This is a genomic window from Magnetococcales bacterium, assembly GCA_015231175.1.
Taxonomy (GTDB): domain Bacteria; phylum Pseudomonadota; class Magnetococcia; order Magnetococcales; family DC0425bin3; genus HA3dbin3.
Map to the genome: position 1 here is coordinate 19,892 of JADGBZ010000010.1, position 14,834 is coordinate 34,725.

Sequence of the window (14,834 nt, forward strand, 5' to 3'; positions counted from 1 at the left end):
CTCCTGGACCTCCATCCCAGTCTTTCATGCGTTTTTTGGGTAGGGCGCGCCCCTTCTCCTCATGTCATCGTTTCAGGTGCGATAATCCGCATTGATGGTGACATAGTCATGGGAGAGATCACAGGTCCAGGTCGTGGCCGCTGCCGATCCGGCGTGCAGATGGATGTGGACGGCAATCTCGGGGGCCGACATGACCTGGGCGCCCCGAGCTTCGGTATAGGTGGGATCCAATCCCCCTTTCTGGACGATCTGCACATCCCCGAGGTGGATGTCTACAGCATCGACATTGATGGGAATGCCCGCCCGTCCCACAGCGGCCAGAATGCGACCCCAGTTGGGATCCTGACCAAAAAAAGCCGTTTTGACCAATTGACTGTGGGCCACCACCTTGCCAATCTGGCGGGCGTCGGCCTCGCTTTTGGCTCCGGCGACGGTGATGGTGATGAATTTGGTCGCCCCCTCCCCATCCCGAACGATCAGGTGGGCCAACTCCTGACACAAATCGTTCAGGGCGGTGACCAGGGGTGCGGCGCGGGGAGAATCCGGATCGGTCAGGAGATCGTTGCCGGCCAGGCCGGAGGCGAAACCCAGCAACGTGTCGTTGGTCGAGGTGTCCCCATCCACGGTGATGCTGTTGAAACTGGCTGAAACGGCACGCTCCAGCAAACGTTGCCAGGCCATCGGCGTGATGGCAGCATCGGTAAAAACATAAGCGAGCAGGGTGGCCATGTCCGGATGAATCATGCCCGCCCCCTTGGCGATACCGGCCAGCAGCACAGGACGCCCATCCAGGGTGCAACGACGATGCCGCGCCTTGGGGAAGGTGTCCGTGGTGGTGATGGCCACCGCCGCATCGCTCCAGGCATCATCGCGCAGGTTGGCCGCCAGGGAAGGAATGGCGGCGCGGATTTTCTCCACGGGTAGAGGCTGGCCGATCACCCCTGTGGAGGAGATGAAAATGCACGCCTCAGGTACAGACAACTCCCGGGCAACGGATCGGGACACCTCCAGAGCGTTTTGCACCCCCTGGGGCCCCGTGCCGGCATTGGCGTTGCCCGCATTGACGATCAGGGCGTCGGCACGTCCTCCCACAAGCCGCTGACGACAAATCTGCACCGGAGCGGCCACCACCTGATTGCGCGTAAAAACTCCGGCAACAGCCGTGCCCGGGTGCATATGGACCAGGAGAAGATCCGGGCGACCGGTCGCCTTCAAGCCGCAGGCTGTGGCTGCCAGACGAAATCCGGGTACCGGTGGAATATCGATCGGAGGGGGAGAACCAACGGCCATGGGAGACAGAACCTCCTTCCGGGAGTATGATTGAGAGGAGTGGTGAAAGACCACCCGATTCGTCAGACGAGGCCACTTCATAGCCGGTTTCCCAACACAAGGGAAGCCCCACCGTGTGGATCTGGACCAGATACCACCAGGAGTGCAAGAAACCATGCTTTCTCCATCTTTTTCCCAGCGTTTGTCCGACCGGTTCGATGGCATGATCCGACTGGCTGACGTTGAGTTGCTCAATGCTGCCGTGGAACGATTGAATGGTTGGTATCTCTTTGAACCTGGCGCAGATTTACCCACGTCAACCGTGGATGGCCAGATGGCCAGTCAACATCTGGCTGCTTTGGTGGCAGAGATTCTACGGGAAGAGCGCGGCGTCTGGAGCACCATGATCTATGTGCAAAGCCAGGAAGATCCCTGGCTGATCAAGGTGTATCATCCGCGCCGCGCCGGTTGTGGGTGTGGAGGTGGCGGAGGCATTCGTCCCTGGTGGGTGTTGACCCGCGTCCCCCCTGAACCGGTTCCGGGCTGGTCGGATGGTTCGGTATGTGCCACAGACGCTCCAACCAAGGCACCCTGGTGGAAAAAATTGCTTTGAAACCCTTATTGCTGGTCTGTGCAGCCTTGTTGCGGGGTGCGGGTGGACGGATTCTGCTCACCCGGCGGCGTCCCGAAACCCATATGGGCTCCTGTTGGGAGTTCCCTGGCGGCAAACTCCACCCCGGGGAGAGTCCCGAAATGGCATTGGTGCGGGAAATCCGCGAAGAGGTCGGGCTGGATATCGTCGATCCAGAACCCTGGACCTTCGTCTCCCACCCCTACGACGATTTTCATCTACTGATGCCGGTTTTTTCCTGCCGCCAGTGGTCTGGTACGCCCCAACCTCTGGAGGTGGCGGATCTGGGTTGGTTTCATCTCGAAGAGATGGCCCGGCTCCCCTTTCCACCGGCAGATTGGCCCCTGGTGGAAAAATTGAAGGCGGAAGAGATCCGTTCGGCATCATGCCAAAAAAAGCCTTGATATCAAACACCTCACTACTCAGCGCCTCTGCAAGAAAAGCCCGGACAAGAAAGCCTCCGTCAGGGTTCCGCACTCACTGCGCTACGGGGTGTTCGAGACCGAAACATGGGGGGCAATCTGGACAAACGTGGCAGGAAGGCGCTGCGCAAAGTGAAAACCCCTCCTGCTCCCACAGTTGGCGATAAAGAAATTTTTTCCATTTCATATCGCCCGTGTTGCGTTGGGCCAGGGTGCGAAAATTGTGCAGCAGCAGGCGGCTGAGATCATCCCGATGGCGCAGTCCCAGGTCCGACCACAGATGGTCCGACCCGGAACAGGCGGTGACAACGATGGTTGCCATCCACTGAGCCTCGTGGTGGGGTACGGTACGATGATCATGGAGCAGATGGAGCAGATCATTGCGTTCCGGCATGAAGGAGGGGTGTTGCTGGGGAATATCCCAACCCGGCGCCGGCTTTTTCTCCAGACGATAGTAACGAATCATCCGCACAAAGGCCGTTTTGGCAAGCCCCAGACGCAGGGGCATGGCGCTCCGTCCCTGACGCTGACTCTCCAACATCTGGCTGACAAACCCCGGGTTGGGGCTGCCCAGACCAAGAGCCGGTTGTGTCAGATAGAACAGATCAGAGATGACCATGCTGTACACGACTCACTCCCCCCCGATAAACAAGGCAGCGTGGGCCAGACAAACCCAGGCCCGGAACGGCCCTTCGATCACACTTCCGAGGCCGGCTTGCAAAACCCTCTCCTCACAAGCCCGGTGACCATGGTGACTGTTGCGCAGAGCGCAGGTAACGCACGTCCGACGGTAAAGCACAAAGCGTTCCAACAATTACTTTCAACTTGATTTCAACATGTTGCATCATAGCAAGCCCATTCTGGCCTGAAACATCTGCTGTTTTTCCTTGCATGGATTGCCTCTTGATGCTTATTCGTTAAGCATCTTTTTCAGTCCCAATAGCTGGATGAACGAAACACCCTCGACACCGGCCTTTCGGAGCAACCGGACCATCCGTAAAAAGAGCCACGGATCCTCAACAGCATTTACCCCCTCCCCCCGCCGGTCCACACGGCTTCCGTTCGCCTTGACCCACGCTCTGCACCTGGCCGCCGCGCCCGGCTGAGGCAGGTCGCTCGGCGCCTGGGGGGGCCAGATAGGGTGTGGGAAGTTGTGGGCGCAAGGGGGCAAAGCGCACGACATGATCCACAAAAGGCGCACAACCCATGCGGGCATGGGCTTCGCGGGAAACAGCCATGCGCACCCCCACCGGGAAACGGTTGCCCAGGTCATCTTCGACACAGGCAAAGGGACCGCGATAAAGGATGGCATGCCCCCCTTCGGTTTGCTGCGTGATGGAATGCTTGACTGCCGTCAGGGTGACGGAACGAAATTCGATCCCCTCCATGACCTGCCAGGGGGTGGTTTCCCATTTGTCGATGGTGACGCCGGTCAAACCTGCCTCTCGAAATGCGCGAACAAAATCCGTTTCGGTGAAGGCGCCGGAGATGCAGCCGGTCCAGAGTTCCGGATTTTGTTTCAGGGTTTGGGGAATCGGGGCATCGGCAACGATGTCGGAGATGGCAACCCGCCCGCCTGGTTTGAGCACACGAACAATCTCCCTTACCAACTGGGACTTCAGGGTGTCATCCACAAGGTTGAGAACGCAATTGGAGATGACAAGATCGACAGAGGCATCCGGGATCATGGGATCCTGGTGACGCATGCGGTGTTGATGTTGTTCGAGCAGGGTCAGGGATGCCAGGTCGGTCACCGGATGGGCAACCAGCCAATGGCCCAGGGATTCCAGATCCAGGGCCAAATCCTGAATGCGGCCTTTGCGAAAAGAGACCCGGTCGCTTCCCAGTTTATGGGCCATTTCCGGTTGATATTTGCGCGCCAGGGCCAGCATCTCATCGTTCATGTCGATACCGATAACCCGGCCCGACTCCCCCACCAACTGAGCGGCGATGTAGCAGATCTTTCCCGCACCCGATCCCAGATCGAGAACGGTATCGCCTGGTTGTACGTAGCGGGAAGGGTCGCCACAGCCATAATCCCGGTCGATGATCTCCCGGGGCAGCAGCGCCAACAGGGCGCTGTCATAGGAGACAGGACAGCATAGGGCCGGCACAACCTCCCTGGCTCCCTGGGCGTAACGTTGGTGAACGTGAGATTCCATGGTCATGGGGTCAACCCTCCGACTTTTTCATAAAATTCCTGACTTGTTTCATAAACTCGGGAAGCATTCGCAAGCAATTGACTTCAACCATATTTTTCCGATGCTCCTTACCCCACCAACCCGACCAGGCGGCTCCGGGGGGAACATCGGTGGCGACCCCGGTGCTGGCACCGATCCGGGCGCCCGGGCCGATGGTGACGTGTGGGACAAGACCGGCTTGCCCAGCCAGGACGGCGCCGTCGCCAATCTGGCAGGAACCAGCGATGCCGACCTGGGAGATGATGATGACATGTCGGCCAATCTGGACGTTGTGGGCAATTTGGACCAGATTGTCGATACGGGTACCGGAGCCGATACGAGTCATGCCAAACCGCGCCCGGTCTATGGTAGTGGAGGCGCCGATATGCACATCGTCTTCAATCTCGACGGCGCCAAAATGGGGAATGCGCTCATGGCGACCGGCGACAAACTCAAACCCAAAGCCGTCGGAACCGATCACGGCATGGCTGTGGATGACACAACGAGCACCGACGCTACAGCGTGCGTGTATGACGACGCCGGCATGGATCACACTGCCTTCGCCTATGGTCACATGGGGCCCAATGACAGCCAGGGGGCCAACAGCGACATCGGCACCCAAGGTGGCCGTCGGGTCAATGACGGCACTGGGGTGAACGCCGGCGAGAGTCAGCTCCGGGAGGCCAAACAGACGCCCGGTGCGGCCCAGGTCCATGGCCGGATGGGTGGTGACCAGACGTGGCTTGTCACTCGCTTCGGCCAACTCAGGTGGAAGGAGCAGGGCAGCGGCAGCCTGGGTCTGGGCCAGAAGATTTTTTTTGGTGACGTAAGTCAAATCCCCCGCCCCAGCACTTTCCACCGGAGCGACGCCGGTAATGGGTACGTCGGGCCCCAGCTGCTGCAAGGCAAGAGCGCTGGCGATGTCGGACAATTTCATCACGGGAACTCCCTACACGGCGCGACCGTGCTGTTTGGAGTGGATGCTCACGTGTGCCAGAAGCCCCATGGCCAGCATGATGGTCATCATCGAGCTGCCACCATAACTGACCAGCGGAAGAGGAATACCGACCACGGGCAAAAGACCAATGACCATGCCGATGTTGATGACAACCTGAAACAAAAACAGGGAAAGCAGCCCCGATGCCAACAGCAGACCAAAACGATCCCGGGCCATGGCGGCGATGGTCAGGCCCCGCAGAGTGATCAGACCGTAGATGACGATCAGGGTCATGGCCCCCATGAAACCCCACTCCTCCGCCAGAACCGAAAAAATGAAGTCGGTATGGCGTTCCGGGAGAAAATCCAGATGACTTTGGCTGCCCCCCATGAAACCCTTGCCGGTCAAACCACCGGAACCAACGGCAATCTTGGACTGGATGATGTGGTATCCGGCCCCCAAAGGATCGCCCTCCGGGAAGAAGAGAGTCAGGATACGGCGTTTCTGGTAATCGTGGAGCAGGTTCCAAAACAGAGGCGTGGAGGCGGGAATGATGATAAAAATGGCCAGGATTGCGTTCCAGGAGAGCCCGGCGACAAAGATGACAGCACCGCTGATGACCGCCAACAGGACGGCGGTACCCAGGTCGGGTTGATGAACGATCAGGACCAGGGGCGCCAGGATAATGCCAAGAGGAATCAGGATATCCCGGAGCCGAAGCTTCGCCACGGATTGATCGTGAAAATAGCGGGCCAAGGCCAACACGATGGCCGCTTTCATCATTTCCGAGGGTTGCAGGCGCACAAAGCCGATCTCCAGCCAGCGGCGCGCCCCCATGCCAATATCCCCCATAACCGCCACGGCTGTCAGCATCAACAGGATCAGACCGTAAACAAGATAAGCATAACGCCGGTAGACCTTTTCGTTGGCCATGGCCAGAACCACCATGAGGATCAACGTGAAACTGAAACGAATAACCTGGCTGATCAACATGTTGACATTATGCTTACCGACAGCGGATAACAACACGATGAAGCCGATACAGGCCGCCAAGGTGAGCAAAAGCATCAAACCCCAGGGAAACCGCACCAGACGCTCCCGAAGGCGCAGGGCGACAGCGTCTTCGGAGGAGAGAAAATTTTTGTTATCATTTGCCCGGGACATGAAGCTCACGCCTCCACGCTGGTACGTTTGCGGGCAAAATAACGTTCGATGATCTCCCGGGCGATGGGAGCGGCAGCAGATCCCCCATGACCCCCGTGCTCGATCACCACGGCAATGGCCATCTCTGGCGCTTCCACCGGGGCATAGGAGACGAAAAGGGCATGGTCCTGGAAACGGGGGTCGTTTGAGAGGATGGGCCGACCATTCTCATCCCGTTTTTGGCGCACGACCTGGGATGTGCCGGTTTTTCCTGCGGCCCGAACGCCTTTGGGGGCTGCCTGGCGCGCCGTTCCGTGAGATCCGTTGACAACCTCTTCCATACCAGTCCTGACCACGGCCAGGTGACGGGAATCGATGCGAATCCGGCGACGGACAATCGGAGTGAATGGATTGACCGGACGCACCAGGGTCGGTTGATGAAGAACACCACCGTTGGCGATGGTGGCCACCATGTTGGCCAACTGCAAAGGGGTCGCCATGACATACCCCTGACCAATAGCGGTGATCAGGGTCTCGCCGGGATACCAGGAGGCGTGATGATGCATGCGTTTCCACTCCCTGGAGGGCATGATGCCCGAACGCTCACCCACCAGACGGATACCGGAAGACTCACCAAAACCGAATTTATGGGCATACCGTTCCAGGGCATCGATGCCAATCTTGTCCGCCAACCTGTAAAAATAGACGTCGCAGGATTGGGCGATGGCCTGGACCATATCCATGGAACCATGTCCACCTCTTTTCCAGCAATGGAAACGGACCTTTTCCCGTTCGACGTGGCCACTGCAACCAACCCGGTCATGCGGCGAGATCCTGCCTTCGCTCAGGCCGGCCAGAGCCACGACCATCTTGAAGGTTGAACCGGGAGGGTATTGACCCTGGATGGCTTTGTTGGTCAGCGGACGTCCAGGATTGGTGATCAGAGAGCGCCATTGACCCGGACCAAAACCCTGGATAAACGCATTGGGATCATAAGCGGGGCGACTGACCATGGCCAGGACTTCGCCGGAACGCGGATCCAGGACAACGACGGATCCAAGCTTGTCTCCCATGGCCTCTTCCACATCCCTTTGCAGATCCATGTCCAAGGTCAGGTAAAGATCCTCACCCGGTACCGGAGAGGTGTGGCCCAGTTCGCGCACCTGACGGCCCAGGGCATTGACTTCCATTTCCCGGACCCCCTCCCGGCCACGCAGCACAGTTTCAAAACTGCGTTCAATGCCGGTCTTGCCGACCAGATCTCCAGAACGAAAGCGGATATCCTGTACATCGCGGTTGGAACCGGAGATGAATCCATCATCCGAACGTTGGGTCGTGGCAATGTCCTGTTTGTCTCTTTCGTTGATCTCCCCCAGATAGCCAAGGGCGTGCGAGGCCAGGCTGCCATAAGGGTAGTGCCTGCGGGATTGTATCTGGATGATGGCGCCGGGAAAGTGATGGTTGCGCACCTCGATGCGGCTGACTTCAGTCCAGGTGAGATGCGATTTGATCTTGACCGGCAGAAACGAACGTTGTTTGCGCGCCTGCTTCAGGATACCTTCGATCTCCTTGTCGGTGATTTCGATGTAACGTCTCAGCCTCTTGAGGATCCTGGGCAGGTTTCCGGAAAGCTCGGGAATGATGGTCAAGCGGTAGTCGGGCCGGTTTTCCACCAGGATTTCGCCATTGCGATCAAAAATATGCCCACGTGGAGCAGGAACAGGTTGCAGGCTGATGCGGTTGTTCTCGGCGAGGTCACGATACTCCCCCCCCTTGAGCAACTGTAGATGGAAAAGGCGCACCCCCAGAATGGAGAAACAGACACTCCCCACGCCACCGATGATCAGAAGGCGACGGCGGGCATCAACCCGAAAAAGCTCATGATCGTCTTCGAGCATTCAGGTACTCTCCATCCATTGGCGGTGGACCCGGATCAGGACCGCCACCAAAGGGGCTGCTGCCAGCGCAGTGGCCAGGGAGCGATCAACCATGTGGAACCAGCATGCACCGGGGTACTGGAACAAGGACATCATACCCAATTGAAGAAGCTGCTCCAACAGGCTGATCACGCCCAGCACTGGAATCAGGAGTAAAAAATCGGTGGCGCGCAGGCGGTTGCCAAAACGACCCACCAGCAGAATGACCAAAATTTGGGTGATGGCCGAGAGTCCCAAAGGCAGGGTCGTCAGGGAGTCTACGGCCAAGCCACTGATGAACGCCAAACCTGAACCACACCTGTCCGGGCGGTACAAACGCCAATAGAACAGACAGATCAGCACCAGATTGGGACGAAAAAATTGCCAACCCGACCAGGGGAGCGCCAGCTCCTGCAAGGCAGTGGCCAGCAGAAGGGTCAACGCCGGGATCCAGGGAGCGAACAAGGCGCCGATCACGGTTCCGACCTTGGGGGAATTTGCTGGCGCGGATCGTTTTCAGGGTTCAGCAGAAGGGAGACCTCTTCGAGGCGATCAAAATCCACCGCCGGCGCCAGGGTCACCTTTTGGAACAGACCCACTTCCTGCGGCGTGAAGCTCACCACCCGGCCCACAACCAAACCGCGGGGGAAGACACCGCCGATACCCGAGGTGATGACCAGATCCTGGAGCTGGACATCGGCGTCCTTGGCGACGAACTCCAGGTTGATGAGTTGATCGTTGGCGCCTGTGGCGATACCAGGAATGCGGTTGCGTTGAATACGCACCGGGGTGCGCGAATTGAGATCGAGCAAGGTAAGGACCACAGCGTAATATTCGCCGATTTCAACAATCTTTCCCACCAGACCGTCGGCGGAAATGACGGGGGTATTGATCCTGACCCCATCCTTCTTGCCGGCGTTCAGAATCAGCGAGCGGGCAAAAGCGGATGAGGATGTCCCCACAACCCGACCCGATATCGTCATGTAGACCGGATCCAGGCGCATGTTCAACAAGGTGCGGAGGCGGCGATTCTCCTTGAGGAGTTCCTCTTTCTCGGCCATGTTGGTCTTGCGGCGCTCCAGATCCAGTCTGAGGGACGCATTCTCTTCGCGAACCTGCTCCAGGGTACTGAACCTGTCCCTGGAGGTCTCCAACGCTTCGATGGAGAGATGCACCACGCGCTGCACCGGCCCGACCAGGTCTAGCACCAGTTCCTGAACAGTGCGGAAGGCAATGGCGTGGGTGCGGACGGAGAGCATGAGAAACACGGCCACCAGAAGAAATATGGTGGCAGCAATGGTGTGGCGATGCTCTCTGAGGAGATTGAACAAGGAGTCCAACGATTGGGCTCCTGAAGTTGGCTATCGATCCATGAGGAGGTCGGACATGGCGTCCAACTCTTCCAACGCGCGTCCCGATCCCATCACCACGCAGGAGAGAGGATCTTCGGCTATGATGACCGGCAGACCGGTCTCTTCGGCCAAAAGTTTGTCGAGTCCACGCAAGAGGGCGCCGCCACCGGTCAAGACGATACCACGATCAACGATATCGGCAGCCAACTCCGGCGGTGTGCGTTCCAAAGCGGTGCGCACCCCTTCGACGATGGCGTTGATGGGTTCGCCCAGGGCTTCGAGGATCTCCGGGTCGGAGATGATCTGGTGTTTGGGAACACCGTGGACCAGATCACGGCCTTTGACCTCCACCTCCAGGCGATCGGGGAGCGGAAAGGCGGAACCGATCTTGATCTTGATGGTTTCTGCCGTACTTTCACCGATGAGGAGGGAATATTTGCGGCGTACCAAAGCGACGATGGCCTCGTCCATCTTGTCCCCGCCGACACGTATGGAGCGGGAGTAGACGATACCACCCAGAGAGATGATGGCCACCTCCGTCGTTCCCCCGCCAATATCGACGACCATGGAACCACTGGCATCGGTGACCGGCAGGCCGGCGCCAATGGCAGCAGCCATGGGCTCCTCGATCAGGTACACCTCCCTGGCGCCGGCGCTGTCGGCGGATTCACGAATGGCTCGGCGTTCCACGGGCGTGGCGCCATAGGGCACGCAGATGATGATGCGGGGCGAATTGAAGTGACGACGCTTGTGGACCTTGGTGATAAAATGCTTCAGCATGGCCTCGGTGACGGTAAAATCGGCAATGACCCCGTCACGCATGGGCCGAATGGCGACAATATTGCCCGGGGTACGACCCAGCATGCGCTTGGCCTCGGTCCCCACGGCCAAAACCTTGCGAACACCACGCGAACTCTCATGAATCGCCACGACCGAAGGCTCGGATAAAACGACACCCCTCCCGCGCACATAGACCAAGGTATTGGCCGTGCCCAGATCGATCGCCATGTCCACAGAAAAAAGGCCCATCAACTTGCTGAACATGCCAAATCCCTTGTGTTGGAACATGTGTGCCAGGAAAATCTTTTTCTCACGCCCTGCCCTTGTACTTCGCTCGGACTCATGCAAAAAGGATTCCCATTATGTGCCAAGACCCCTTTCCCGAGTGGACCCCCCCTGATGCCGGATACGTTACCATGGTGACATAACCCCAGCAAGGTGGCGAACCCCAACTGGAACAAGGAAATCATTTTCTCTTTCCCAAGGTGAGCGTGTGTCAAAATTTCGCAAGCGGACCATCGTCGATCTGGAAGGGTTGGACCGTCAAATTTCCGAAATTTTGGATCGTGCCGGATCGGCAGCCGTCCTGGCTGTCAGCCGCAGCGCCTTGTTGGAGGTCTTTCGTCAACACTTGCAACAGGGGCGGGACCGGTTGCGTCAGAGCCACCAGGAGGGGGCCACGGGACTCTATATCGTGCGTGGGCACGCCTACCTGATGGATGCCCTGTTGCGACGTCTTTTCCTGCTGGTCCGGGCAGGCAGCGCGGAAACGATCACCGGTGTGACCACCAAAGAAACGCCAGGCCAGCCGCAACCTCTTTTGCATCGTCTGGTGCAGCGCTTCAGGGAGCGAAAAAAAACCACCAGGCCCCTGGGACAATTCTGCCTGGTGGCGACAGGAGGCTACGGACGTGGAGAACTGGCCCCCTACTCCGACATCGATCTGCTCTTCCTGTTGCCAGAGGCGGAGCATGACCGGTTCAATGTGCAAGTGGAGTGGATGCTCTACTTTCTGTGGGATCTTCGTCTGGAGGTCGGACATGCGGTGCGCAACATCCAGGAGTGCATCGAACAGGCAAAACTGGAGTCGGAGATCCGCACCTCCCTTCTGGAATCGCGTTTCCTGGCGGGCAACAAACGGCTGTTTCAACGTTATCGCATCAGTCTGCTGGACAAAACCCTTCTGGAAGATGTGGAAGGGTTCCAGCGCGACAAGTTGGTCGAACAACGGCAGCGCCATGAACGGTTCGGCAACTCCATGTTTTACCTGGAACCAAACATTAAAGAAAATCCGGGCGGCTTGCGGGATATCCACACCTTCCTCTGGATCTCGGAATACCGCTACCGGGTCAAACGCATCATGGATCTGGTCGGCAAAGGGATCATTACCGAAGAGGAGTACCTGACCTTCCAACGCTGCCGCGAGTTTTTGTTGCGGGTCCGCAACGCCCTGCACTACGGAGCCGGGCGCCGGGATGACCGGTTGACATTCCAGTGGCAATTGGAGATCGCCGCCTCGTTCGGTTACCGGGATCGGCCCCACATGCGCGGGGTGGAGCAGTTCATGCGCCGGTATTACCAGGTTGCCAAACAGGTGGGCAACCTCACCTACGTTCTTCTGCAAAAATACCAGGAGGAGCAACTGCAATCGGATGAGGACGAACAGGAGTTGCTTGAGGATGTCTTCCTTCTGATGGGAGACAAGGTGGCCGTGACCCATGCCGAGGCGTTCCAGGAAAATCCTGTCCGTTTGATGCGTCTGTTCGAGGTGGCGCAGCGCTACGTCAAAGGAATCCATCCGGAGACAATCCGCCTGGTGACGCGCAATCTGGGCCTGGTGGGACGGGACTTTCGGCGCAATCCCGAGGTCAACCTGATTTTTTTAAACATGTTGAGCGGGCGCATGTCCGTTGCCTGGGTGTTGCGCATGATGAATCTCTGCCGCATGTTGGGCCGTTATCTGCCTGAATTTGGCCGCATCATCGGCCAGTCGCAGCATGACCTGTTCCACATTTTCACCGTGGATGAACACACCATCCGGGCTGTGGAAAACCTGCGCCACATCAAGTCCGGCAAGCTTGTCGAGGATCAACCCCACTTCACCCAGATCATGCGCAAAATCCGCCACCCGGTCGTTCTGCATCTGGGCGTCTTGTTTCACGACATCGCCAAGGGACGTGGGGGGCAGCACGAAAAGGCCGGGGCGGTCATCGCCCTGGATGTCTGCACCCGCCTGGGATTGCCGGAGTGGGAAACGCGACAGGTGGCCTGGCTGGTGGAAAATCATCTGATCTTCTCCCGCACGGCCTTCCGCCGCGATATCAACGACCCACAAACGATCGTGCAGTTTGCTCGCATGGTGGGCAATCAAACCAATCTGGACCTGTTGCTCCTGCTCACGGTAGCCGATATCCGCGCCGTCGGTCCCGGGGTTTGGAATCAATGGAAGGCGAACCTCCTGTTGCGCCTGTACCACCTCGTGCTTGAGTTTTTGAACAAGGGGCTTTATCCCGCCGACGAGCTGGCGCGGCAGGCCAAGCAAAAGCGGGATTCCGCCATGGGCATTCTGACACCGGGCTACAGCGCCGCAACAGTCAACACCTATCTGGACCGTTTTTATTCAGACTACTTTGTTGGCAACGAAGCCGAGGATATTGCAGACCATTTCACGGCCCTTGTCGAGCAGTTTCACCAGCCGCTGGCCGTGGCCTTTTTGCCCAATCCAAACTCCGACACCACTTCACTGCTGGTACAAACCCAGGACCATGCCGGCCTTTTTGCGGAAATTTCCGGCGCCCTGGCGGCGGAGTCCGCCAACATCCTGGCAGCCAACGGCAACCTGACCCGCGACGGCATGGTGTTTGACATTTTTGTTCTGGAGGAGCCCAAAGGGGGAGCCATCCGCAACGAAGAAAAGTTGGCCCGTATCGAAAAAACTCTGCGTGCCGTCTTGACCGGGCAGACACATCCAGATCAACTGTTGACCGGTTCCAGATTGACCATGCACAAGCATGAACTCTTCGATGTGCCCAGTACCGTCGAATGGGACAATGAGTTCTCCGATACCTCCACGGTCCTGGAGATCAACACCCTGGATCGTCTGGGATTGCTTTATGCCGTAACCCGTGAGATGGAACGCCAGGGGATTCAAATTGGCACTGCCAAGGTTTCCACCTACGGCGAGCGGGCCGTCGATGTCTTTTATCTCCGAGACATGTTTGGTTTCAAACTGACCGAAACAAAAATCCGCACCCTGACACTCAGCCTAAAGCAGATCATGGATACCTGGGGGCGGGAGAAAAAAAAAGGTGACGACCGGATATGAAGACCATCCATTCCCTGACCATCGTCATTCCCTGCTACAACGAATCCAAGACCCTGATCTCCCTCACCGAGCGGGTCTTGGCAGCCGATATTCTGGGGTTAAAACGGGAGGTCATCATTGTGGACGATGGTTCCCGGGATGACTCCCGGGCTTTGGCGCAAACACTGGCCCGGCAACATCCCGCAGAGATCCGGGTGATCTTCCATGAACGCAACCAGGGCAAGGGAGCGGCTCTGCGCACTGGTTTTCAGGCTGCAACAGGGGACGTTGTCCTGGTGCAGGATGCCGACCTGGAATACGATCCGGTTGAATATGCCCGTTTGCTGCAACCCATCCTGGATGGTGCAGCTGACGTGGTGTTTGGTTCGCGTTTCCGAGGCGGCGAGGCCGGCAGGGTGCTCTATTTCTGGCACTCTGTGGGCAACCGTTTCCTGACCCTGCTTTCCAACGTATTCACCAACCTGAATCTGACGGACATGGAGACCTGTTTCAAGGTATTCCGCCGTGAAATCCTTGCCCAACTCCCCATCACCGAAAATCGTTTTGGTTTCGAGCCGGAGATTACGGCCAAGGTTGCCAGACTGGGCAGCGCGGTGCGCATCTACGAGGTGGGCATCAGCTACCACGGACGTTCTTACGCCGATGGCAAAAAAATCACCTGGAAAGATGGACTTTGGGCCATCTACTGCATATTGCGCTACAATCTGCGGCCATGATCATCCCTGTTCATGTTAGTCCCTGTTCAGCACTCTTTCATGGTGACTCATATCGTAACCATTCAGCATGCGACGTGGCCATGTACCACCCGACAACGCATCGGGGTCCAGGGGGCTGGCTCCCTGGCAGGGCCTAAGACAGCGTCCTGGTGGGGTTCGGGGC

The 14,834-nt window shown here is 58.0% G+C and carries 13 protein-coding genes; 4 read left to right on the top strand and 9 right to left on the bottom strand.

Features of this window, described 5'->3' with window-relative positions; all coding sequences use genetic code 11:
• Positions 1 to 72: 72 nt before the first annotated feature.
• Positions 73 to 1,290 (bottom strand): bifunctional glutamate N-acetyltransferase/amino-acid acetyltransferase ArgJ, encoded by a 1,218-nt coding sequence (gene argJ, locus HQL63_03820; protein MBF0175962.1) that lies wholly within the window; start codon positions 1,288 to 1,290, stop codon positions 73 to 75.
• 154 nt (positions 1,291 to 1,444) lie between these two features.
• On the opposite strand from argJ, the gene HQL63_03825 reads away from it, so the two are divergent.
• Together HQL63_03825 and HQL63_03830 are read left to right on the top strand one after the other, a co-directional pair.
• Positions 1,445 to 1,882 carry a hypothetical protein gene (locus tag HQL63_03825; GenBank protein MBF0175963.1) on the top strand — a complete coding sequence of 146 codons (438 nt, stop codon included), beginning with the start codon at positions 1,445 to 1,447 and terminating at the stop codon, positions 1,880 to 1,882.
• The gene (locus HQL63_03830) at positions 1,831 to 2,304 is read left to right on the top strand and encodes a (deoxy)nucleoside triphosphate pyrophosphohydrolase (GenBank protein MBF0175964.1); all 474 of its coding nucleotides are present in this window, start codon (positions 1,831 to 1,833) and stop codon (positions 2,302 to 2,304) included. The genes HQL63_03825 and HQL63_03830 overlap by 52 nt, the downstream gene beginning before the upstream one ends.
• A gap of 73 nt (positions 2,305 to 2,377) precedes the next feature.
• Here the strand turns inward: HQL63_03830 and HQL63_03835 are convergent, their stop codons facing one another.
• The 8 genes from HQL63_03835 to HQL63_03870 all read right to left on the bottom strand — a co-directional run bounded on the left by HQL63_03835 (position 2,378) and on the right by HQL63_03870 (position 10,894).
• Positions 2,378 to 2,941: a nitrogen fixation protein NifQ gene (locus HQL63_03835; GenBank protein MBF0175965.1), complete on the bottom strand. Its 564-nt coding sequence runs from the start codon at positions 2,939 to 2,941 to the stop codon at positions 2,378 to 2,380.
• Positions 2,942 to 3,338: 397 nt separating this feature from the next.
• Complete coding sequence (locus HQL63_03840; protein MBF0175966.1) at positions 3,339 to 4,490, bottom strand: methyltransferase domain-containing protein; 1,152 nt, start codon at positions 4,488 to 4,490, stop codon at positions 3,339 to 3,341.
• A gap of 4 nt (positions 4,491 to 4,494) precedes the next feature.
• Positions 4,495 to 5,439 (bottom strand): UDP-3-O-(3-hydroxymyristoyl)glucosamine N-acyltransferase, encoded by a 945-nt coding sequence (locus HQL63_03845; GenBank protein ID MBF0175967.1) that lies wholly within the window; start codon positions 5,437 to 5,439, stop codon positions 4,495 to 4,497.
• A 12-nt stretch (positions 5,440 to 5,451) separates the two neighbouring features.
• Positions 5,452 to 6,603, bottom strand: coding sequence for a rod shape-determining protein RodA (rodA, locus tag HQL63_03850; GenBank protein MBF0175968.1), 1,152 nt, complete (start codon positions 6,601 to 6,603; stop codon positions 5,452 to 5,454).
• Between the two features lie 5 nt (positions 6,604 to 6,608).
• Positions 6,609 to 8,480 carry a penicillin-binding protein 2 gene (gene mrdA, locus HQL63_03855; GenBank protein MBF0175969.1) on the bottom strand — a complete coding sequence of 624 codons (1,872 nt, stop codon included), beginning with the start codon at positions 8,478 to 8,480 and terminating at the stop codon, positions 6,609 to 6,611.
• Positions 8,481 to 8,975 carry a rod shape-determining protein MreD gene (mreD, locus tag HQL63_03860; GenBank protein MBF0175970.1) on the bottom strand — a complete coding sequence of 165 codons (495 nt, stop codon included), beginning with the start codon at positions 8,973 to 8,975 and terminating at the stop codon, positions 8,481 to 8,483. It lies immediately after the preceding gene.
• Complete coding sequence (mreC, locus tag HQL63_03865; protein MBF0175971.1) at positions 8,972 to 9,838, bottom strand: rod shape-determining protein MreC; 867 nt, start codon at positions 9,836 to 9,838, stop codon at positions 8,972 to 8,974. The genes mreD and mreC overlap by 4 nt, the downstream gene beginning before the upstream one ends.
• Positions 9,839 to 9,859: 21 nt before the next feature.
• The gene (locus HQL63_03870) at positions 9,860 to 10,894 is read right to left on the bottom strand and encodes a rod shape-determining protein (protein ID MBF0175972.1); all 1,035 of its coding nucleotides are present in this window, start codon (positions 10,892 to 10,894) and stop codon (positions 9,860 to 9,862) included.
• Positions 10,895 to 11,123: 229 nt separating this feature from the next.
• Here HQL63_03870 and glnD point away from each other — a divergent pair, with 229 nt between their 5' ends.
• Both glnD and HQL63_03880 read left to right on the top strand, forming a co-directional pair.
• A complete protein-coding gene (glnD, locus tag HQL63_03875; GenBank protein MBF0175973.1) occupies positions 11,124 to 13,955 on the top strand; it encodes a [protein-PII] uridylyltransferase in 2,832 nt (943 codons plus the stop codon).
• On the top strand, positions 13,952 to 14,671 hold the full coding sequence (locus tag HQL63_03880) for a glycosyltransferase family 2 protein (GenBank protein MBF0175974.1): 720 nt from the start codon (positions 13,952 to 13,954) through the stop codon (positions 14,669 to 14,671). The genes glnD and HQL63_03880 overlap by 4 nt, the downstream gene beginning before the upstream one ends.
• Positions 14,672 to 14,834: the final 163 nt, after the last annotated feature.